The sequence below is a fragment of the Pseudonocardia sp. genome, from assembly GCF_050250275.1.
Classification (GTDB): domain Bacteria; phylum Actinomycetota; class Actinomycetes; order Mycobacteriales; family Pseudonocardiaceae; genus Pseudonocardia.
In genome coordinates this window covers 80,095-101,477 of the sequence record NZ_JBFWOY010000027.1, presented here as the reverse complement: position 1 = coordinate 101,477, position 21,383 = coordinate 80,095, and the positions used below count along the sequence as shown (strand labels likewise).

General features: G+C 73.1%; 15 protein-coding genes. 12 read left to right on the top strand and 3 right to left on the bottom strand.

Annotated features, from left to right (window positions below; all coding sequences use genetic code 11):
* The first annotated feature begins 238 nt into the window (after positions 1-238).
* The 4 genes from AB7F12_RS22940 to AB7F12_RS22925 all read left to right on the top strand — a co-directional run bounded on the left by AB7F12_RS22940 (position 239) and on the right by AB7F12_RS22925 (position 6,112).
* A complete protein-coding gene (locus AB7F12_RS22940; protein ID WP_428501161.1) occupies positions 239-1,771 on the top strand; it encodes a sugar transferase in 1,533 nt (510 codons plus the stop codon).
* Positions 1,764-2,924 (top strand): glycosyltransferase family 4 protein, encoded by a 1,161-nt coding sequence (locus tag AB7F12_RS22935; RefSeq protein WP_428501162.1) that lies wholly within the window; start codon positions 1,764-1,766, stop codon positions 2,922-2,924. Before AB7F12_RS22940 ends, AB7F12_RS22935 begins: the two co-directional genes overlap by 8 nt.
* Positions 2,925-2,987: 63 nt before the next feature.
* Positions 2,988-4,010: a hypothetical protein gene (locus AB7F12_RS22930; RefSeq protein WP_428501163.1), complete on the top strand. Its 1,023-nt coding sequence runs from the start codon at positions 2,988-2,990 to the stop codon at positions 4,008-4,010.
* Positions 4,007-6,112 (top strand): O-antigen ligase family protein, encoded by a 2,106-nt coding sequence (locus AB7F12_RS22925; RefSeq protein WP_428501164.1) that lies wholly within the window; start codon positions 4,007-4,009, stop codon positions 6,110-6,112. The genes AB7F12_RS22930 and AB7F12_RS22925 overlap by 4 nt, the downstream gene beginning before the upstream one ends.
* A gap of 1,348 nt (positions 6,113-7,460) precedes the next feature.
* Here AB7F12_RS22925 and AB7F12_RS22920 read toward each other — a convergent pair.
* Positions 7,461-8,546: a hypothetical protein gene (locus AB7F12_RS22920; RefSeq protein ID WP_428501165.1), complete on the bottom strand. Its 1,086-nt coding sequence runs from the start codon at positions 8,544-8,546 to the stop codon at positions 7,461-7,463.
* A gap of 417 nt (positions 8,547-8,963) precedes the next feature.
* Here AB7F12_RS22920 and AB7F12_RS22915 point away from each other — a divergent pair, with 417 nt between their 5' ends.
* Positions 8,964-10,166 (top strand): hypothetical protein, encoded by a 1,203-nt coding sequence (locus tag AB7F12_RS22915; RefSeq protein WP_428501166.1) that lies wholly within the window; start codon positions 8,964-8,966, stop codon positions 10,164-10,166.
* A 1-nt stretch (position 10,167) separates the two neighbouring features.
* Here AB7F12_RS22915 and AB7F12_RS22910 read toward each other — a convergent pair whose 3' ends face one another.
* Complete coding sequence (locus tag AB7F12_RS22910; RefSeq protein WP_428501167.1) at positions 10,168-11,424, bottom strand: hypothetical protein; 1,257 nt, start codon at positions 11,422-11,424, stop codon at positions 10,168-10,170.
* A 251-nt stretch (positions 11,425-11,675) separates the two neighbouring features.
* On the opposite strand from AB7F12_RS22910, the gene AB7F12_RS22905 reads away from it, so the two are divergent.
* The 3 genes from AB7F12_RS22905 (at position 11,676) to AB7F12_RS22895 (ending at position 14,856) form a co-directional block, all read left to right on the top strand.
* On the top strand, positions 11,676-12,872 hold the full coding sequence (locus AB7F12_RS22905; protein ID WP_428501168.1) for a glycosyltransferase family 4 protein: 1,197 nt from the start codon (positions 11,676-11,678) through the stop codon (positions 12,870-12,872).
* A 43-nt stretch (positions 12,873-12,915) separates the two neighbouring features.
* Entirely contained in the window at positions 12,916-13,683 is a 768-nt protein-coding gene (locus AB7F12_RS22900; RefSeq protein WP_428501169.1) for a polysaccharide deacetylase family protein, read from the top strand.
* 189 nt (positions 13,684-13,872) lie between these two features.
* A complete protein-coding gene (locus AB7F12_RS22895; RefSeq protein WP_428501170.1) occupies positions 13,873-14,856 on the top strand; it encodes a polysaccharide deacetylase family protein in 984 nt (327 codons plus the stop codon).
* A gap of 79 nt (positions 14,857-14,935) precedes the next feature.
* Here the strand turns inward: AB7F12_RS22895 and AB7F12_RS22890 are convergent, their stop codons facing one another.
* Positions 14,936-15,997 (bottom strand): GNAT family N-acetyltransferase, encoded by a 1,062-nt coding sequence (locus AB7F12_RS22890; protein WP_428501171.1) that lies wholly within the window; start codon positions 15,995-15,997, stop codon positions 14,936-14,938.
* A 122-nt stretch (positions 15,998-16,119) separates the two neighbouring features.
* Here AB7F12_RS22890 and AB7F12_RS22885 point away from each other — a divergent pair, with 122 nt between their 5' ends.
* The 4 genes from AB7F12_RS22885 to AB7F12_RS22870 all read left to right on the top strand — a co-directional run bounded on the left by AB7F12_RS22885 (position 16,120) and on the right by AB7F12_RS22870 (position 21,352).
* Positions 16,120-17,472 carry a sensor histidine kinase gene (locus AB7F12_RS22885; RefSeq protein WP_428501172.1) on the top strand — a complete coding sequence of 451 codons (1,353 nt, stop codon included), beginning with the start codon at positions 16,120-16,122 and terminating at the stop codon, positions 17,470-17,472.
* Between the two features lie 9 nt (positions 17,473-17,481).
* The gene (locus tag AB7F12_RS22880) at positions 17,482-18,171 is read left to right on the top strand and encodes a response regulator transcription factor (protein ID WP_428501173.1); all 690 of its coding nucleotides are present in this window, start codon (positions 17,482-17,484) and stop codon (positions 18,169-18,171) included.
* A gap of 113 nt (positions 18,172-18,284) precedes the next feature.
* On the top strand, positions 18,285-19,472 hold the full coding sequence (locus tag AB7F12_RS22875) for an ATP-grasp domain-containing protein (protein WP_428501174.1): 1,188 nt from the start codon (positions 18,285-18,287) through the stop codon (positions 19,470-19,472).
* Positions 19,473-19,690: 218 nt separating this feature from the next.
* A complete protein-coding gene (locus AB7F12_RS22870; protein ID WP_428501175.1) occupies positions 19,691-21,352 on the top strand; it encodes a right-handed parallel beta-helix repeat-containing protein in 1,662 nt (553 codons plus the stop codon).
* Positions 21,353-21,383 lie beyond the last annotated feature (31 nt).

Sequence of the window (21,383 nt, the reverse complement as noted above, 5' to 3'; positions counted from 1 at the left end):
ACTAGCCCGATGGGTTGTTCGAAGACCGGAAGCAACATCCCCGGCGGTGAAACGTCTTTAGGGATAGCGGCGATGGCCGTCGTGAGTGCCCGGGTCGTGTGGACGTCGAAGACGCGCCGCACAGCAAGGGGGCCCGGAGCCTTCTCGAGGAGGAACGTAGTTGACCGAGGTATTCGATTCGGCGAAGCGTCCGACGGCACCGCCGACGGACCCGTCCGCCGGGGGGAGCACATCGGCGATGGGCAGGCATGCGCGTGGGGGCCGCGCGGCTCGCAACAAGTTCACGATCATCGTGAACAGCTTCGAGGTCGTCGCGCTCGTCGCCACGGCCGCTCTGACGGCGCTGCTGCTCGCGCCGCTGCCCGCCGTGGTCGTCACTGCGGCGATCGCGATCGGCGCCCTGGTGAGCCGTCGCAACGCCTGGCGCTTCGCCCTGTCCGTTCTCGACGACCTGCCGGCCACCGCGCTGCTCGTCGCCGTCCCGACGGTCCTGGCCGACGCCGTCCTGGTCCCGCTGGGCCTGGCGCGCCCGCTCGACGTGCTGCTCACCGGCGTGGCCGCGCTCGTCGCGCTCGCGCTCGCCCGCACCGTCGCGTTCGCCGTCGTGCGGCGCCGCCGCAAGGACGGCCGTGACCACCTGCGCGCCCTGATCGTCGGTTCCGACGAGGCCGGCACCCGCCTGGGCAGCAGCCTCGACCACGGCCTGCGGTACGGCATCCGCGTCGTCGGCTTCGTCGACGACGACCGTCCCCTGCTGGCCGACCTCGGCCCGCAGCTGGGTTCGGTCGACGGGCTGGCGCAGCTGGTCGACGAGCACCGCATCGACGTCGTCCTGGTCACCTTCGGTGCCCACCGCGACGATGCCGTCGTCGACGCCGTGCGTGAGCTGACCGGCTCCGCTGCCGAGGTCTACGTCGTGCCGCGGATGTTCGAGCTGCACCAGCGCAACAAGGTCTCGGAGATGGTCGACGGCATCCCGCTGCAGCGGCTGCGCCCGATCAGCCACCCGCGTGGCGCCTGGCGCGTCAAGCGCGCGATCGACGTCACCGTCTCCGCCGTCGCGCTCGTGATGGTCAGCCCGGTGCTGGCCGTCATCGCCGCAGCCGTCCGCAAGGAGACCGGCCCGGGCGTCATCTTCAAGCAGGAGCGGATCGGCCAGCACGGCGTCCCGTTCACCCTGTTCAAGTTCCGCTCGCTGATCCCGGTCGGCGGCGAGGGCGACGTCCGCTGGAACATCGACACCGACACCCGCCTGGGCCGCGTCGGCAAGTTCATCCGCGCCACGAGCCTCGACGAGCTCCCGCAGCTGGTCAACGTGCTCAAGGGCGACATGAGCCTGGTCGGCCCCCGCCCGGAGCGCGGCTACTTCGTCGAGCGCTTCAACGAGACGATCCCCGGCTACCGCTTCCGCCACCGTGTCCCCGTCGGCCTGACCGGCTACGCAGCGGTGCAGGGCCTGCGCGGCGACACCTCGATCCACCAGCGTGCGCACTTCGACAACCTCTACGCCGAGTCCTGGTCCGTCTGGCTCGACGTCAAGATCGCCTTCTGGACGATCTCGCAGCTGGTTCCGAAGCGTGCCCCCGAGGCCGTCCTGCCGGTGCCGTCCCCGCCCGCCGAGGTCCCCACCCCGCCGGCGCCGATGGACGACGCGCCCACCACGGTGCTGCCGCGGCTCCCGCAGCACACCAGCATCCAGAACCCCGTGCGCGACGAGCCCACCGCGGCGTCGCTCGAGATCACCCACGAGATCACCCTTCCCCGTGACTGACCGTTCCCTCCGCGTCCTGCAGATCATCGACACGTTCGCCTACGGCGGTGCCGAGCGGCTGCTCGCCACCCTCAACGGGGTCGCCCCCGACCTCGGGCTCCACATGTCGGTGGCGTCCCTCGCGCCGCCGACCCCGGAACGGTCACTGAGCTTCCCGGTCCTGCGGGACGCAGGGCTCGATCCCAGCTACATCGGGATCAGGCTCATGCGTCAGCGCAACGCCGTCCCGCTCATCGCGAAGAAGATCCGCGAGGCCCGTGCCGACGTCGTGCATGCGCACCTGGGCACGTCGTCGGTCCTGGTGCCACTCGCGGCCCGGCTGGCCAAGGTCCCGGTGCTGTCGACGCTGCACCACCTGCCCGCCCACGGCCGCGCCCTGCCGGCGCGGACCAAGGAGAAGCTCGCGATCCGCTCCGCGGGCCGCGGCCACTCCCTCATCTTCGTCTCCGAGGCCGCGCGTGCGGCCGCCGAGAGCATCCACGGCTCGCCCCGCCCGTCGTGGCGGGTGCTGCACAACGGCGTCGACATGTCGTCGTTCCGCCCCGCCGCAGGCGGCGTCCCCGAGCCGCTGCCCGCCGATCTCGGCGTGCCGTCGGGCGTGCCGGTCGTGACGATCGTCGCCGCCCTGCGCAAGCCCAAGGGCCACGAGGTCGCGCTGCGGGCGTGGCCGTCGGTGCGTGAGCGTGTGCCGGGCGCGACCCTGCTGATCGTCGGCGACGGCGAGCACCGCGCGACGCTGGAGTCGCTCGCGGGCGAGGGCGTCGTGTTCGCCGGCTCCCGCGACGACGTCCCCGCCATCCTGCGCGGCTCGACGCTCGCCCTGCTGCCCTCGCTCACCGAGGCGCTGCCCACCGCCGCGATCGAGGCCGCCGCGAGCGGCCTGACCGCCGTCGCGACCACCGTCGGCGGCACCCCCGAGATCGTCGACGACGGCCGCACCGGCCTGCTCGTCGCACCCGGTGACGCCACCGCGCTCGGTGACGCGGTCGTCGCGCTCCTCACCGATGACGCACGCCGTGCGGAGCTCGGAGAGGCGGCCCGTAGACTCGCCGAGGATCGCTTCGACCTCCGCCGCTGGGCGGGTCGGCTGGCGGACCTGTACGACGACGCCCTCGCCGTGAAGGCGGCCGGTTCACGCCGGGTGCGCGTCTGACCCCGTCCCACCTGGGACGACACGACCGACCGTCCTCACCGTCGACCCACATAAGGAGGCGACGTGAACGACCAGGGACTCAGTCGCAAGGCGTTGCTCGTGATCGCCGCGACCGGACTGGTCACCGCGCTCCTCGCCCTGCTCGTGACCCACCTCGTCGTCGGCTCCGCGCAGCCGACGTACCGCGCGACCACCCAGGTCGCCCTCGTGCCGGCGCCCACCGTGCCCGCCGAGCAGGTCCCCTCGTACTGGGAGTCGCTGGCGGGCGGTCAGGCCGCGACCATCGGGGCCGAGGTCCTCAAGCAGACGCAGTGGCTGGCACCCGCGGCGCAGGCCGCGAACGTCAGCCCGGCCGACGTCACCGTCACCGCCGCCGCCACCGCGAGCACCAGCCTCATCACCGTCACGGTGACGACGACGAGCCCGCAGGGCGCCGAGGCGGCCGCGACCGCGCTGGTCACGGCGGCGACGCCGACGGTCCAGCAGGTGTCGGGCCCCTACGTCCTCCAGGTCGCGCAGCCCGCCGCGGGAACGGCCGTCTCGGCCGGCATCCCCGAGAGCCAGCTGCTCATGGTCGTCTTCGCCGGTGGGCTGTTCATCGGTGCCGGTGTGGCGCTGGTCGTGGCCCGGGCGCGGGCGCGCCGGCAGGAGCCTGCCGCCGCCGAGCCCGCCCCCGCACGCCGTGTGCCGCCGCCCCCGGCCGGCCCGACGAACGGCAACGGTCCCGTGCCTGCGGGCGTACCCGCCGGTGCCGGCGCGAACGGCCCCGGTGCCAACGGTCCGGGCAGCAACGGCCCCGGCGGTCCGAAGGGCTCCTCCGGCGGCCCCAAGGGGCCCGGCGCTCCCGGCCCGAACAGCGGTCCCGGCAACGGTCCCGGCAACGGCCCGGGCAATTCCGGCAACGGTCCCAACGGCGGCCCGAACAACGGCCCCGGCAAGGGACCGAACGGCGGCCCCGCCAACACCGGAGCCAAGAACGGCGGCCCCGGCAACGGCGCGTCCGGTAACGGCGGCCCCGCCAAGGGTCCCGGCGCCCCCGCCCGGCCGTCCGGCGCCTACACGCCCCGCGGCTCGTCCTCTTCGTGACCACGACGTCGGTCCGGCCCCCGGAACGGCCTCCCGCCGCTCCGGAACGGCCGGCCCCCGCCGACACCGCGCGGTCCACGCCGTCCACGCTGAGCCTCGCGGTCCAGCGCAACGGCGGGTACCTCGCGGCGCTCGGCGTCGCCATGCTGGTGCTGGCCTTCACGGTCGGGCCGCAGATGGCGCTGATCGTCGTCGGCGCGATCGTCGCGGTCGCCGTCGTCGGCGCGGCCGTCATGATCCCGACGGTCGCGCTGTTCCTGATGGTGGCCAGCGAGTTCGCCAACGCCAGTGGCGTGATAGCGACCCCGGTGTCCATCTACACCGCGCTGCTCGGCCTCTGCGGCATGTCGGTCGTCGTCGGGCTCGCGCGCAAGCGCTACCGCGACCGCGTCCGGCCCGGCTGGTGGATCCCCGCCGCCCTGCTGCTCGCCTACCTGGTCACCATCGTGCCGTCCGCGGCGATGAGCCAGGACCCGGCGTCGACGACCTCCGCGCTGTCCGACCACCTCAAGGACATCGTCTTCGTCGTCATCGTGTCGCTGCTGCTGCAGATGTCGTCGAAGCCCTGGTACACGATCGTCGCGATCCTCGTGCCACTCGCCGGGATCTCCGTGCTCACCGCGCTGAGCGAGTACGTCGTCGGCAACTCGCAGACCTTCGGCGGCTTCTCGACGATCCAGTCCAACGCCGGCGCCGGCATCGCCGCCGCCCGCCACTCCGGGCCCCTGCCCGACCCCAACTTCTGGGGCCGCTTCCTCATCCTCGGCCTCCCCTTCGGACTGGCGTTCGTGCACCGCGCCCTCGCCCGCCGCAGCCGCTTCGAACTGCTCTTCTCCGCCGGCGCGACGCTCGCGATCCTGCTCGGCCTCTACCTCACGCAGTCGCGCGGCACGATGCTCGCCGCCGGGCTCACCATCGTCGTGTGGCTCGTCGCCGCCGGGCCGCGGGTGCGCCGCCGCGCCTTCTTCCTCGCGCCGATCTCGCTGCTGATCCTGCTGCTGCCCGGCATCGGCGACCGCCTGCTCACGCTCACCCAGGCCGTGTCGTCGGCACCCGACTACGCCGCCGACCAGTCCCTCACCGAACGCAGCAACATCGGCGAGGTCGCCTTCGGCGTCTTCAAGGCCAACCCGCTGTTCGGCACCGGGCCCGGCTCCTTCGCGCACACGATGTCGCAGTACGCGCCGCTCACCAACGCGGGCCCCACCGGCGACATCACCGCGACCCACAACCTCTACCTCGAGCTGCTGTCCGAGACCGGCATCGTCGGCATGCTCGGCTGGTCGGTGCTGATCGTCGGCATGCTCGTGCTCGGCTACCTGGCCACCACCCGCCTCGCCGGCACCTTCCCCGACGCCCGCGGCGGCCGGCTCACCCGCGGCGTCGGCGCCGCCGGCATCGCCGCCATCGTCGGCTTCTCCGCCGCCAGCCTGTTCCTGCACCTCGCCTACTCGCGAACCTTCCTGCTGGTGTGCGCCCTCATCGGGTTCGCCTACAGCGTGGCCCGCACCGACCGCAGCCTGCGCAGACGCATGCCCGCCCGCGCCACCGCGCAGGCCCGCAAGGGCTTCTTCTTCGCCGCCGCCGTCACCGTGGCCACCGCCGCCGCAGCCACCGTCGTCGGCGCCACCCTGGTCACGGTGCTGGGCCGCGACACCTACGTCGCCACCAGCGAGCTCACCCTGCAGGCCACCGGCGCCGGCTACCCGGGCTACGCCATGGACATCCGCCGACGCACCGCCGTCCTCCCCGCCTACGCCTCCGTCATCCAGGGCGGCGCGGCCACGCAGGAGACCACCGTCGTCGCCGACCCCGTCCGGGGCGTCATGACGGTCCGCGCCGTCGGCGACTCCCCCGCCGAGGCCATCCAGCGCCGCGACGCGGTGGTCGTCAACGCCCCGAAGGCCATCTCGCAGCAGGGCCTCAACGCGGTCTACAACGTCGTCACGGTGTCGGTGCAGGACGTCGCCGATGAACGCGTCGTCGACGGCACCACCCTGCGCATCGTCCTGCTGGCCACCGCGGGCGAGATCGCCCTGGTGCTCTTCCTCTGCGGCAGAATCCGCAGCGAGGAACGCCGCCGCGGCGTCTGGCTGATCTGACCGTCCGCAACCTCACTGCTCGTCGGGCTCGCTCCGAGGACAGTGAGGTTGCGCCCCGCAGGCGCGCTCCCCAGCCGCGCCGTTCTGCGCGACTTACCTGGGCACCCCACGCGCCCCAGCCCGCACCCGGCTCGCCCGGCCCCCACGTTCGCCGTCGGTCCGGCCGGCCGACGTGTCGTGAGCGCGCTCCGACAGCTGTCACGACACGTTCGGTGACCCGGGCCCGGCCCCCCGTGTGCCGCGCAGGACTGGCGGCACGACCGCCGAGCATGTGGTGAACGCTGCGGCGCGACGCTGACGACACTCTCGGCGCGACGGCAGCCGACGAGCGTGTCGTGAGCGCGCTCGGGCAGCTCTCACGACGCGGGTCGCCCGGTCCGCACGTGGGTCGCCCGGTCCCCCCGCGGGTCGCCCAGCCCGCACATGGATCGCCCGGCCCCCACATGGATCGCCCGGCCCCCACGCGGGTTGCCCGGCCCCCACATGGATCGTCCGGCCCCCACGCGGGTTGCCCGGCCCCCACATGGATCGCCCGGCCCCCACGCGGGTTGCCCGGCCCCCACGCAGCCACCGGCATCCACACAGCCACCGGCGTCCACACAGCCACCGAACGTGCTGTGGGCCCGGCGACCTGGCTCGGTGCCGCACCCACTTCGGGGCGCCGCACCCACTTCGGGGCGCCGCACCCACTTCGGGGCGCCGCACCTCCTGGAAGAGGTGCATCGCCCCCGCAACGGGTGCAGGAGCGGCCAGCCGACAGCCCAGGCGCAACCTCACTCCTCTTCCGAGCCGCCAGACCAACCATGAGGTTGCGCACGAGGCTTCACAGGCTCGCATCCATGGGCGCGCCGCCATCGCGTTCGCCGAGCCGGCAACCGGGCCGCCACGTCACCCGGAGAACAGAACCAACGCGGTGACGGCGACCTACGAGCACCGCCCACCGCGCCTCTCATTCGGCTGACAGTGCGGCGGCTCATCACCACGTCGAGAGAGCCGGCCACCTGGGAGCCGGGGATCGACTCGACCACCGAAGACCTCACCACCGGCGAGCCGGACACGCTCCGCCCCGGCCGGCTCCTGCACCCCTTCCCGAGCCCCCGCACCCCTTGCAAGGAGTGCGCCGCCCACGCAACGGGTGCTGGAGCGGCAGCCCGACGCGCACAGGCCGGGGCGCCACCCCCGCGCAACCTCGTTGCTGTCCCTGGGCACGGACACAACCATGAGGTTGCGCGCGGCAGTTCCGGACCGCCCCGCGGCTCCGGACCGCGCGGCTCGCCTGGGCCCTGTGCCGCCGCCCGGGCCGTCACAGCGCCCGGACGCCGCGGCACGACCGGGAGCCCGAGCGGGGTCAGTCGTCTTCGCCCCCGCCGTCGCCCCCGCCACCGTCCTGCAGCGGCGGCTGCAGGACGGCCTCGTTGCAGCGGTTGGTGATCGGGGGGCCGTCGTGCTTGTCGACCTGCGGGCCGTCGTTGACGACCTGCAGCTTGTCGAAGGGGATGTCGCTGACGTCCTTCCAGATGTCGTGCGACCAGCTCTGCGGGTACGGGAAGGACGCGAAGCTCTGGGGCGAGGCGGCGTAGAGGGTGAAGCCGCCGGCCGTGTCGGCGAGGATCATGCCGTACTTCTGCAGAGCCTTGGCGATGACGGTCTGGGCGGGCGGCAGGCCCAGGGAGTCGACGTCGATCGACGGGTCGAGCCGCAGCCTGGCACCTTCGGGGAGGGCGTCGGAGCCGCCGGTGGTGCCGTCGCTGGAGGTCGCGGGGGCGACGGGGCCGCCGGACCTCGTGTAGGGGTAGGCGAAGACGAGGGCGTGGTTGATCTCGCCGGCGGCGAGCTCCTGGGGCCAGATCAGCCCGGCGCCCGCGGAGAGGCCGCTGGCGCGGGCGGAGATGCCGTCGGGGTAGATGCCGTCGCCGTCGGCGGGGGTGGCGTTGACCCAGGAGGCGCCCCAGCCGCTGCCTTCCTTGCGGGCCTGCCAGAACTCGTAGACGCAGCCGGCCTGCCGGTCGACGACGACCATGTGGCCGTCCTCCTGCGGGTCGGGCTTGGCGTTGGCCGGGATGGGGACGCCGGGGATGACCCAGCCGCCGTGGCCGGTGTGGTCCTCGGAGGCGGTGACCGTGTACTTGGGGGTGGCGGCGTCGGCGTCGTAGACGGGGATGGTCCAGCCGTTGACGGAGACGAGCGGTCGTTCGGTGAGCAGCTTCTGGACGTAGCGGTCGGACCCGGCGACGGGTGCGGTGCCGTCGGGGACCGGGGTGGTCCAGGGGTTGCCGGCGCCGGTGAAGAGGCGGGATCCGTCGGGGCCGGTGATGCCGGTGGGGATCTTCTCGGCGTCGGCGGGGGCGTTCGCGGTGGTGGTGGGTGCCTGGTCCCCGCCGCCGGAGCCGGAGCAGCCGGCGACGAGCACGGCGAGGGTGGCGAGCAGGACCACTGCGGTGCGGGTTCGGGACGTGACGGCGAGTGCCGATGGCCGACGATGCGGCCGGGGGAACGACATTGACCAGCCCTCCGGGTGGCGGCCGGCGCGGCAACCGGACCGGGGTTCAACGGTACCGCCGGTGCGACGGGCGTTCCCGCGCACCCGTCGTTCGGGGCCGACACGCCGTCGGTTCCTGGGGATCGACCGCCGGGCGACCGGTCGTCCCCGCGACCACTGCATGTCGGCGACGGGTTCGGTTGTCGCCCGTTCGGGTGGTGTTCGGACGGGCATACTCCGTCCCGGGGGGGAGCTGTGCGTCCCGGGGCACCCGTCCCGGGGCGGTTGAGGAGTTCGGGGATGGGACCCGGGCTCCGGTTCGAGAAGCCGACGTTGGGGCCGACGGCGAGCATTCGGAAGGACTTGCACACCGTGACTCGACACCGTCGGTCGGCGGCTCGACCACGCCGACGTTCGACGGGCCGGCTGCTGCTGGCGGTCGCCGTTCCCGCCCTCGTGGCGTTGGTGGCGTCGCTGCTGCCGATCGTCCTGAACGCACCCGACTCCAACGCGCCTCTCGACACGTCCCCGGACCCGGCGGCGTTGGTCGTCGAGACGAGCCCTCCGGTGACGACCGCTCCCCCGCAGCCGCCGTCGAGTGCGGAGAACTCGCCGACGGCGCCGCGCCGGTCGTCGTCCCCCTCGACGGGGTCGCGCGGTACCGGCGGTGGCGGCTCGACCGGGGCGGGCAGCGGCTCGTCGGCGCTGTTCAGCGGCCCGGGCAGTCCGTGGGGTCAGGTCCTGGCGGCGAGTGCCGCGGTGGACCCGAACTCGTCGGGCTACGTGAGCGCGATGCAGGGCGAGAAGTTCCTGATGTCGTTCAAGCAGTGGACGGTGCCGGTGTACTACGCCGACGCGTCGACGCCGCGCCAGACGGTCCGGTTGACCGAGGACTGGGGTGCGAGCGAGCTGCGCAACGTGCCGGTCCCGGCGAACGCGAAGCCGGACCCGTCGGAGGACGCGCACCTGTCGATCGTCGACCGGTCGACGGGCTGTGTGTACGACTTCTGGGGCGCGAAGGGCGGCTCGGGCGGACTGTCGGCGTCGTGGGGCAACGCGATCCCGACGAACAGCAACGGCATCTACCCGGGCGGCATGGGGTCGCGCGGGTCGGGCTTCAGTGCGGCGGCAGGCATCGTGACGGCCGACGAGCTGCGCCGGGGCGTCATCAACCACGCGCTGGTGTTCGCCTACCCGCAGACGAAGTCGGGTGGTCCGGTGGCGCCGGCGACGAAGAGCGACGGCACGTCGGGTGGCGGCAACGCGTTGCCGGAGGGCGCACGGATGCGACTGGACCCGTCGTTGAACCTGAAGTCGTTGGGGCTCAACAAGTACGAGCTGACGATCGCGACGGCGATGCAGAAGTACGGGATGATCCTGGGCGACACGAGCGGCGGCTTCACGATCTACGCGCAGCACCCGCAGAGTGCGCCGGGCGCGTTCACGGGACTGCTGCCCGACGACACGTGGGTCGACCTGACGAAGATCCCGACGGAGAAGCTTCAGGTGATGAAGCTGCCGGCGCAGGCGTCGAACAAGTCGTTCGTGGTCGGGAACCGCTGCAACGGCTGGTGAGTCAGCCTTCTGCCGACGCGCGTGCCGTCGCCGGTGACGGGGCCGGCAGGGCCTGACCCCGGCGGACCCTGCGCTGCACCGACCCGGCCGCCTTGCCGCCGAGGCGACGCAGTTCGGCGGTGAGCGGGGCGCGGTCGGCGGGCGCGGCGAAGGCGGCCATCCGGCCCTTCGCCCCGCGCAGGGCCGCGACGAGCGCCCGGACGTCGAGCGCGCGGCGTGAGGCGGCGACCGCGAGCGCACGCAGGATCGTCGTCTCGTGGATCCAGACGGCGGGTCGCGGCGCCAGCACCGGGGGCAGGTCGAGGCCGAGGGCGTCGCGGACCTGCAGCACGGTGAGGTTGACCCCGGCGGCGGTGGCGATGTTGGACTGCAGGTTGGGCCGGCCCACGGTCGGCTCGGTGATGTAGAGCCTGCCGTCGGCGGTGCTGCGCTTGACCTCGAGCGAGCCGATGCCGACGTGGCCCGCGGCGTCGAGGAGGTCGCGGGTGAGGGTGTGGAGGTCGTCGTCGGCGGCCGTCGTGGCCAGGGCGGTGGAGCCGGTCCCGACGGGCCACTGGACGAGCTTGCGGCCGACCTGGGAGGCGACCTCGCGGCCGGTGCGGTCGCGGTAGACGAGGCAGAACCACACGTCGGCGTCGGTGCCCGGGATCCACTGCTGCACGACGAACCGGGGGGCGGCGTCGAGGAGCCGGAACCCGAGGCGGTCGACGTCGGCGGCGGACTCGAGCCGGTAGGCCTTGTGCCGTGGGCTCGCCGCCTGCCACTCGGGCGTGCGTTCGAACGGCTTGATCACGGCGGGGTACGGGACACGCGCGAGCGCGGCGTCGAGGGCCGCCTGGTCGGCGACGATCTCGGTGTGGGGCACGGGGAACCCGTGGTCGACGGCCCAGCTGTGGAAGGCCGTCTTGTCGAGGAGCGTGGTGACGACGTCGGCCGTGGGCATCACGAAGTCGACGACGGTGCGGAGCTCGTCGGCGTGGGCGGCGACGAGCTCGACCACGTCGTCGCGGACCGGGACGAGGACGGGACGGCCGTAGCGGGCGGCGGCAGCACGGATGGCGGCCAGCCGCGCGCCGGTGTCGTCGCCGCCGTCGTGGACGATCTCGTGCCACAGCGCCGACCGGCACGGTGAGGCCGTGACGTCGGCGGCGAGGCCGACCAGGGTGAGCCCCTCGTCGCGCAGTGCGCGGGCGACCCCGAGCCCGGTGGGTGACTCGGCCCCTGCGACGAGCACGACGGCACGATCGGGCTGCGGCATCGGCCGATTCTCGACCATCGTTCGGTCCCGGGAGCGGCCGGGGTCACGTACGCACGGTGACGGGTGAATCGGGCGTTGTGTCCGGTTGTTCAGCTCGTCAGTGTGGCACCGCGACCGGCCGGCGCGGCTCGCGGGTGGCCACCGGCCGGGATGTCGGGGCGGTCTGGTAGACCCGACGTCGGCAATCCCCCGACCGGGTCACCGGTCGACGGCCCGCCCGAGCCGGTCCCCGAGATCACCCGAGAGAGCCCGTGAACCGCAGACGCGTCGCCTTCGTCGAGTTCCCGCCCGCGGGCGGGCTCTACCAGTTCAGCGCGCAGCTCGCCGCGGCGATGGCCGAGCGCGGCCACGAGGTGCACCTCTACACCGGGCCCCGCCCCGAGCTGGTGCCGCAGCACCCCAACCTGCGGGTCCGTCCGGTGCTGCCCACGTGGCACCCGGCCGACCCGAAGAAGATCCATCCGCTGCTGCACAAGGTCCGCCGGGTCCTGCGCGCGGGCCAGCTGGTCGTCGCCTGGGTCGTGCTGCTGGCGTTCCTGGCGCGCGACCGGCCCGGCACGGTGATCTGGTCGAACTGGCGCTACACGGTCGACGCGGTGGGTGTGCTGGCCGCGCGCAGGCTGCTGCGGAGGGCCCGGCTGGGGCTGATCTCGCACGAGCCCGTGCTGCACAACCAGCAGAACACCACGGTCGACCGCACCGGCCGCGTGCTCGACCCGACGCTGGCGAAGGCCTGGGCGTCGATGGACGTCGTCTTCGTGCTGGGCGAGGAGCCGCGGCGGCGGGTGCTGGAGCGTTGGAAGGTGACGTGCCCGGTCGTCGTCATCCCGCACGGCGACGAGAACGCCCTGCGCGGCGACGCCCCCGTGCCCGATGTCGCCGACACCGGCCCTAACGTGCTGTTCTTCGGCACGTGGAGCGCCTACAAGGGCATCGACGTGCTGCTCGACGCGGTGCCCGCGATCAGGGCCGCGGTGCCCGACGCGAAGGTCGTCGTGGCGGGCGCCGTGTACGGGGTCGACCTGCCTGCGCTGCAGGCGCGCGCCGACGCCCTGGGCGTCGAGACCCATCCTGGCTACGTCCCGGCCGAGCAGGTGCCGGTGCTGTTCGGCGCGGCGCGGGTCGTGGTGACGCCGTACAAGCGGGCGACCCAGAGCGGCGTGGTGCACCTGGCCTACACGTTCGACCGCCCGGTGGTGGCCACGTCGGTGGGCGAGCTGCCCTCGGTCGTGCACGACGGGGAGACCGGCCTGCTGGTCCCGCCGGACGACGCACCGGCGCTGGCCGCGGCGGTCGTCGAGCTGCTCACCGACGCCGAGCGTGCCCACAAGATGGGGCTGGCGGGGGCGCGCTGGCTGACCGACGTGGCGTCGTGGGCGGCGGTCGCGGAGAGGATGGACGCGGGTCTGACCGAGGCCGACGCGGCGCGGGCGGGTGCGGGGCGTTGATCCCCCGGACCGGTCTCTCAGGATCCTGTGGCAGGGTCGAGCTGTGAGCATCCTGTGTTACCACTCGGTCGCCCCGGGGTGGGACGACCCGGTGTCGGTCGAGCCGATCGACTTCGACGCGCAGTGCGCGGCGATGGCCCGCCGGGGTGGCGTCGTGTCGCTCGACAGCGTGCAGGCCCACGTCGCGTCGCACGGTGACGCGCCCGCGGGTGCCACGGTCCTCACGTTCGACGACGGCTTCGCCGACTACGTCGACCACGCGGTGCCGATCATGTCGCGCTACGGCCTGACGGCCTCGATGTACATCGTGGCGGGGTCGCTGCGCCCGGAGGGCGTGACGATCGACTGGATCACGGGTCTCGACCCGGCCGACGCGCCGCCGTTGATGACGGCGGAGCAGATCCGCGAGCTGCACGACCGGGGCTGGCACATCGGCAGCCACTCGATGGTCCACGCCGACCTGCCGACGTTGTCGGAGGCCGAGTGCCTGGCCGATCTGACGGAGAGCCGCGAGCTGCTGTCCGACCTGCTGGGCACGGCCGTGACCACGTTGGCGTACCCGTTCGGGCACCACGCCGAGCACGTGCGGCGGGCCGCGCAGAAGGCCGGTTACGACGTCGCGCTGGCCCTTCCCGACAAGCCCGAGCAGGGCGAGCGCTACGCCGTTCCGAGAACGGGCGTGTACCGAGGCAACCCGATGTGGAAGTTCCGCGTCAAGAACATGGGGTTGTACGCACGTGTCCGGACGTCGTCGGCCTACCAGCACGCCACGGGTGCGGCGAGCGCGTTGCGCTCACGCATCGGTGCCTGATCGGCGCCCTTTCCGAAACGAACCGACACCGTCGTCCGAACGTTCCCTGAGGGGAACACTGTCACCACAATCGTTCCGAACCGCACGATTTCCACCACGAATCACGACCAGACGCACCGGTCACACCTCGCGCCCCCTCCGCGGAGCTCGCCGGTCGCGACTTTCCGGACAGGAAGGACGCGCAGCCGCATGTCCCGCACCGAACAGGCCGCCCGGCTCCTCCGGCTCACGAGGCTCGACGCCCTCGCCCGCCGCACCTGGAGCGGCCTGCTGATCTTCAACTACCACCGGTTCGGCTCCGCGGGCCCGCACGACGATCCCGATCTGTTCAGCGCGACGCTGGAGGACTTCGACACCCACGTCGCGGAGCTGGCCGACCGGTTCGAGATCGTCGCGGCAGGCAGCGCGGAGTGGAACGACGACGCCCCTGCCCGACGCGTCGCGATCACGGTCGACGACGGCTACCGCGACCAGGTCGGCGCGGCCGAGGTGCTGGCCCGGCGCGGTGTGACCGGCACGTTCTTCGTCTGCACCGGGTTCGTCGACACCCCGCACCACGCGTGGTGGGACGAGATCGCCTGGCTGACCGGGGGCGGGGCGTGCGACCTGCCGCCGTCGGAGTGGTTCCCCACCGGGCTCGACTCGGCGGGTATGTCGACGACCGCGTTCCGCCGCCGTGTCAACCTGGCCTACAAGGCCCGCGCCGGTGAGTACGGCGAGAAGTTCCTCGACGACCTGGCCGACGCCGTCGGCCGGGCCCGGCTCGCCCCCGGCACCAGCGACCACTGGATGAGCTGGGACGACGTGCGCCGGGTGCGGGAGCTGGGCATGGAGATGGGCGCCCACACGGTCACCCACCCCGTGCTGGCGACGTTGCCGAAGCAGCGCCAGCACGACGAGGTCGCGACGTCGATCGAGCGGCTCTCCGCCGAGCTGGCCGAGCCGGTCGACCTGTTCAGCTACCCCGTCGGGGCGCGGGCGAGCTTCGACGACTCCACGCGCGGCGTGCTGCGCGAGATCGGTGTGCGGCGGGCGTTCAGCTTCTACGGCGGCGTCAACGGCCGTCGCCACGACGACATGTTCGACGTGCAGCGCGCCGGGGTGTACGCGGCGCACTCGACGCCGGTCGTGCGGGTGATGGCCGACCTGCCGCGCGTGCTCTGCAAGAACTAGCGCCGTCGCGCAACCTCACGGTTCTCGCAGCGCCGGACCACGACAGTGAGGTTGCGCGCGGGCCGGGGCCGCCGGGGACTCAGGCCCGGACGCGCGCCTTCACCGACCGCAGCGTCCGGCCCACCGGGCCCTCGTCACGGGCCAGCGGCGCGAGCCCGGCACGGACGACGCGCTTGGCCCGCCGCGGCAGCGACGACAACGACGCGGCGTCGAGCGAGCCGGTGCGCACGACGAGCTCGCCGGTGGCCGTGGCCTCCTTGTAGTCGTGCGCGCCGCGGCCCAGGTCGAGCTGGGTGATCCCGCGCCCGGCGGCCGCCTCGGCGATGGCGAGCAGCAGCAGGATGCCGGGCGAGTAGCGGCCGAACTCGGCGTCGTAGGCGGGGAACCACCACGACAGCACGGTGTCCGAGTGCAGCCCGAGGTGCGCGGCGACGAGCTGGTCGCCCGCCCACAGCGCCGACACCGCGCCGCAGCACTCGGGCGCCTGCGAGGCGGCCAGGGTGCGGGCGATGGAGGTGATGGCGGGGTCGGCGAAGCGGTCCCACTCCCCCAGCGCCGCGTACTGCCCGGACTTCCACTCCATCAGCCGGGCGAGGACCTTCGCGTCGTCGGTGTGGAACTCGAAGCGGATCTCGCCGACCTCGCGCTCCAGCTTGCGACGCTTGCGCCACGTCGACGCCAGCCACTTCTTGGAGCGGCCCGAGATCGTCGTGAGGTAGTCGTCCCAGCCGGGCGAGAGGTCGAGGACGGGCGAGCGCTCGGCGTCGACGCGGTAGGCCCCCGCGGGGAGCAGCCCGTCGGCGAGGGTGTCGAAGTCCCACCCGGCGAGGCCCTCGTGGGCGAGCAGCGCCGCCATGTCGACCGATACGCCCGGCGCGAGGACGGGGCCTTCGCTGTCGGCGAGCAACGTGCCGACGGGCCGCGCCACCCGTCCGTGTCGTTCGTGGGCGAAGAAGCCGACCGTCGTGGCGGCGTCGTCGATCACCGTGACGCGCGTGTCGGGGCGTGCCGCGCCGACCGCGACGGCGAACTCCGCGGACAGGAAAGGGTTGCGCGGCAACGTTCCTGCGGCCCGCAGGGCCTGCCAGCGGGCGAGCTCGGGGGTGCCCAGTTCGCGTGGGTGGACCGTGGAGAACCGCACGCGACAAGCTCCTCGTTCGACGTCGGTGGGGGTGCTGGGAGTCTCGCACGGGTGACGCGCGGGCATGATGGCGCCCGGAGCCGGGTCGTCCGGGGACGTCGATCGGAGAGGGGTGACCGCCGGTGCGCAAGCGGATCGTGCTGCTGACCGTGGCCGCCTCGACGGTCGCGATCCTGCTGTTCGTGCTGCCGCTCGCGGTCGTCGCGATGCGCTTCTACACGCGCATCGAGTACGCCGAGCTGGAGAGCCGCGCGCACACCGTCGTCGACCGGATCTCCGACACCGTCCGTGACGGCGGCGTCCCCGTTCCGCGGCAGATGCACGTCGGTGACGACGACACCGGCGCCGCTCTCTACGGCCCCGACACGGTCCGGCTGGTCGGCGACGGTCCGCCGATGGGCGAGTGGCTCGTCGACGACACGATCCACACCGGCGAGGTGCACGAGGGCGATGTCGACGGCGACCTCGTGGTGGCGGTGCCGATCATCGAGGACGGCGAGGTCGTCGGGGTGGTGCGGGCGGCGACGTCGTCCGGCGACGCGGCGTCGCGGATCGCGACGCGCTGGGTCGAGATGTTCGGCCTGGCCGTGGTGGCGCTGATCGCGACGTGGGCGTTCGCCCGCTACCAGGCCCGCCGCCTGGCCGACCCGGTCGAGGAGCTGGCCCGCGACGCCGAACGCCTCGGCGACGGCGACTTCCACGTCGAGGAGCGGACCGTCGGCATCCCGGAGGTCGACGAGGTGCGCACCGCGCTGAACGCGACGGCGTCGCGGCTCGACGCCCTGATCGCCCGCGAGCGCGCCTTCTCCGCGGAGGCCTCCCACCAGCTGCGCACCCCGCTGACCGGCCTGCAGCTGCGGCTGGAGGCGGCGCTGCGCACCCCGGGCAGCGACCACACCGCGGCGATCCGGGCGAGCCTCGCCGAGGTCGACCGTCTGGAGCGCACCATCGCCGACCTGCTGGCGCTGGCCCGCGGCACCCGCCAGCGCGGCGTGCTCGATCTCGACGCCCTGCTGCTGGAGGTGTCACAGGTGTGGGGGCCGCGGCTGGGCAGCCAGTCCCGCGGGCTGTCGTTCGCCGTCGAGCCCTCGATCCCGCCGACGGAGGCCTCGACGGCCGCGATCCGGCAGGTGTTCACGGTGCTGCTGAGCAACGCCGTCGAACACGGGGCCGGCGCGGTCACGGTCGGTGTGCGCGACATCGGCGAGGCCGTCGCGATCGACGTCGCCGACGAGGGCCGCGTGACGCAGGGCCCCGACCTGTTCGAGCGTCGCGAGCCCGACGCCGAGGGCCACGGCATCGGCCTCGCGCTGGCCCGCCGCCTGGTCGAGGCCGAGGGCGGGCGGCTGCAGCTCACCAGCGCCGACCCGACCCGGCTCACCGTCTTCCTGCCGATCGTCACCCCGGCTGTCGACGAGGCTCCCGCGGTCTCCCGTGCCGAGGTCTCCGACAGCGCGCCCGTGTCGCCGTCCTAGGCTGGCGACGTGGCCCAACTGCTGCTCGTCGAGGACGACGCGACGATCGGGAACGTGCTGCAGGCCAGCCTGGCGTCGTCGGGGCACGAGGTGACCTGGCACTCCGAGGGCCGGCCCGCGATCGAGTTCGCGACGACCGCGCAGCTCGACCTGGTCCTGCTCGACCTCGGCCTGCCCGACATCGACGGCATCGACGTGTGCCGCCGGGTCCGTGCGGTGCAGCCCGGCTGCGTGATCGTGATGCTCACGGCGCGGCACGAGGAGATGGACGTCGTCGTGGGGCTCGAGGCCGGCGCCGACGACTACCTGATCAAGCCGATCCGCCTCGGGGAGCTGCTGGCCCGGGTCCGGGCGCACCTGCGCCGGGTCGTCGCGGCGGGGTCCGACGAGACCCAGGTGATCGGCGACCTGGTCGTCGACGCCGGGCGCCGGAAGGTCACGGTGGCGGGCGAGGAGATCGCGCTGCGCACCAAGGAGTTCGACCTCCTGGCGCGACTGGCCGCCGAGCCGGGGGTGGCGCTGAGCCGCAACCAGCTGATGGCCGACGTGTGGGACACCAACTGGTTCGGGTCGACGAAGACGCTCGACGTCCACGTCGCCGCGCTGCGCCGCAAGCTCGAGGCCGCCACGGGCAACGAGGCCCGGGTGCCGCAGATCGCGACCCTGCGCGGCTTCGGGTACCGCCTCGAGGAAACCTGACGAATCGGGCGGCCGAACCGGTCACACGGGCACGAATGTGACATCGCAAACCCTTGCCCGACGGTAGCGCTGACTTTGCCGAGCGCTAACCCGCGGCGTTCGAGACTTGTCCCATGACCGCGACGCTCCCCGTCTCCGACCCGACCGCCACCGTTCCCGCCTCACGCCGGCGGCGGGTCCTGGTGACCGGTGTCGAGCACGCGGGGGGTCTGGCGGCGTTGCGCGGGCTGGCCGCCGCCGGGTACGAGCCGTGGGCCGCGACCGACGACACCTCGTCCTACGGGGCGGTGTCCCGTGCCGCCGGCGGCGTGGTCGAGGTCGCCGACGCGCGCCTGGACGCCGAGCGGTTCGCCCGCGACCTCGTCGCGGCCGCAGCCCGCATCGGCGCGGTCGCCGTGCTGCCCGGCACCGAGGCCGCGCTCATCGCGCTCGGCCGCCACCGCGATCTCTTCCCCGCCGACGTCGCCGTCGGCGCCCCCGACGTCGACGACACCGTGGCCGTCCTCGACAAGGACGCCCTCGCCGGGCTGGCCGCACGCGCCGGGTTCCGCACGCCGCCGACCCTGCGGCTCTCGGCCGCCGACGTCGCCACCGCCGACATCACCTTCCCCGTCGTCGTGAAGCCGGTGCGCTCCGAGCTGGTCACCGAGGACGGCCTGGCCCGTTTCGAGGTCACCCGCGCCGCCAACGCCGCCGAGCTCACCGCGACGCTGGCCGCGCTGCCCGGGCGCGAGGGCCTGGTCCAGCCGTACCTGTCCGGGCGCATCCGTACCGTCAACGGCGTCGCGTGGAAGGGCGAGACCCTCACGACGGTCCACAAGCTCGCCGAGCGCACCTGGCCGGCCGACTGCGGGGTCGTCACCTGGGCCGAGACCGTCGACCGCGACGCAGGCCTCGACGTCGCCGCCCGCGCCCTCATGGCCGAGCTCGGCTGGAGCGGCCTGTTCAACCTCCAGCTCATCGAGTCGGCGGGGCACCACTACCTGATCGACGTCAACCCGCGGATGTACCACTCCCTGGGCCTCGCCGTGGCCGCCGGCGTCAACCTGCCGGCGATGTGGACGGACCTGCTGCTGGGCGAGCGCCCCGAGGTCGTCGAGTTCACGCGCGGCGTGCGGTTCCGCTCCGAGGAGGACCTGCGCAGCCTGTGGGCGATGTTCCGCTCCGGCCGCCGCGGCGCCGCGCTCCGCGGGCTGCTCCCGCACGCCCGGACGACCCATGCGGTGCTCTCCGTGACCGACCCGGCACCCATGGTGGAGGTCGTTCGTCGGGCCGCGCGCCTGGTCACGCGTAGTAGCTGAGCCGGACGGGTGGTCAGTCACACCCGCCACTTGCACCACATAACACAACAGGGTTCTCTGCCGTCCATAGCGTCACTCTGATTGGTGATCTTCCTGTCAGAGCTTCGGCGTGGCGTGACGGAGGTGGCTAGCGTCCCGACGTCATCGCCACTCCATCGGATAGATCGGCCGAGGCACCCATGTACGCAAAGCGACAAGAACGGAGCCGACGCCCCCTCGTGGGCGCCGCCTCCGTCGCTGCCCTCGCCGTGCTCGTCGCTGCCGTACTCACCTCGGCACCGCCGCGTTCGGACGACACCGTCGACCTCGCGGCGACCACGATCCCCGCCCAGACGGCCACCGGCGCCACCCTGCGCGTCGGCCCGGGCGCCCAGTACACGACCATCGCCGACGCCGCCCGCGCCGCGAAGGCCGGTGACACCGTCGTCATCGCACCCGGCAGCTACGCCGGCTTCCAGGCCCCCACCAGCGGCACCGCGGTCGCGCCGATCACCTTCAAGGCCGACGGCGGCAAGGTGATTCTGACGAGCGGCGGCACGAGCAACGGTCGCCTCGACCTCAGCGGTCGCTCCAACCTCCGGTTCGTCGGGATCGGCGTCTCCAGGTCGAGCCGGTTCGGCATCTACGCCACCAACGCCCAGAACATCACGCTGCAGGACTGCGAGGTCGCCGACTCCCAGGACGGCGGCGCGGTCTTCGTCGGCGGTTCGAACATCCGCGTCATCGGTTGCGACGTCCACGGCAACAACGCCCGCGGCACCAGCGCCGACATGGAGGGCATCAGCCTCGAGAACATCGACGGCTTCGAGATCGCCGGCAACCACGTGCACGACAACGGCGAGGAGGGCATCGACGCCAAGTACGAGACGCGCAACGGTTCGATCCACGGCAACCGCGTCGAGAACAACCGCGGGCCGAACATCTACGTCGACTCCGCACACCAGATCAAGGTGTACGACAACATCTCGATCGGTGCGAAGGAGAGCTCGAAGGCGGGCATCGCACTGGCCGTCGAGAACTACTCGAAGACCCGCAAGACCTACTCCGTGCAGATCTACAACAACGTGATGATCGGCAACGCCGGCGGTGGCATGAGCTTCTGGACCGAGGGCAGCGGATCGTTCACCGACATCGCGGTCGTCAACAACACGTTCGTCGACAACAAGAAGGCGGGCATCTCGATCGCGGGCGGCCAGTTCGCGGGCACGAACATCCTGCGCAACAACCTGTTCAGCGGCAACCCCACCGCCGTCTCGGGCAGCGCCTCGGCGTTCGAGGCCGACCACAACCTGTTCTCCGGCACCGGGATCGGCACCGACCTGGTGACGGGCGTCGTCAAGTTCGTCAACGCCGCCGCCAACGACCTGCGGCTGGCCCCCGGCTCCGCGGGCATCGACGCCGGATCCGCCGACGCCGCGCCCACCACCGACCTCACCGGCGCCCCGCGCCCGAGCGGCAAGGGTGTCGACCTCGGCGCCTACGAGCTGCAGGTCTCCCCGCCGCCCGTCGCCCCGACGACGACGGTCGGGATCGCCCCGACGACCGCCGTCCCCGTTCTCCCGACGACCACGGTCCCGACCACGACCGTCCCCACCACGACCGTCCCGGTCTCGGGGACCACCACCACGACGGTGGCCGCTGCCCCGACGACCACCCGGGTCGTCCCCGCGGAGGCCGTGACCACAACCTCGCAGACGCCGCCGAGACCCACGACGCCCGTCGTGCCGCCGACCGTCACCCCGGGGACGTGCATGCCGCTGGTCGTGCAGGCCGTCGCACCCGGTGGCGCCAGGACCATGCTGTTCTTCCCGATCGGCCTGATGCTGGTCCCGGGGACGGTCCCGTTCTACCTGCCGTGCACCCTCCCGACGACGGTGTGACCCGCTCCTGACCCCCGGCCCGGCTGCGGGG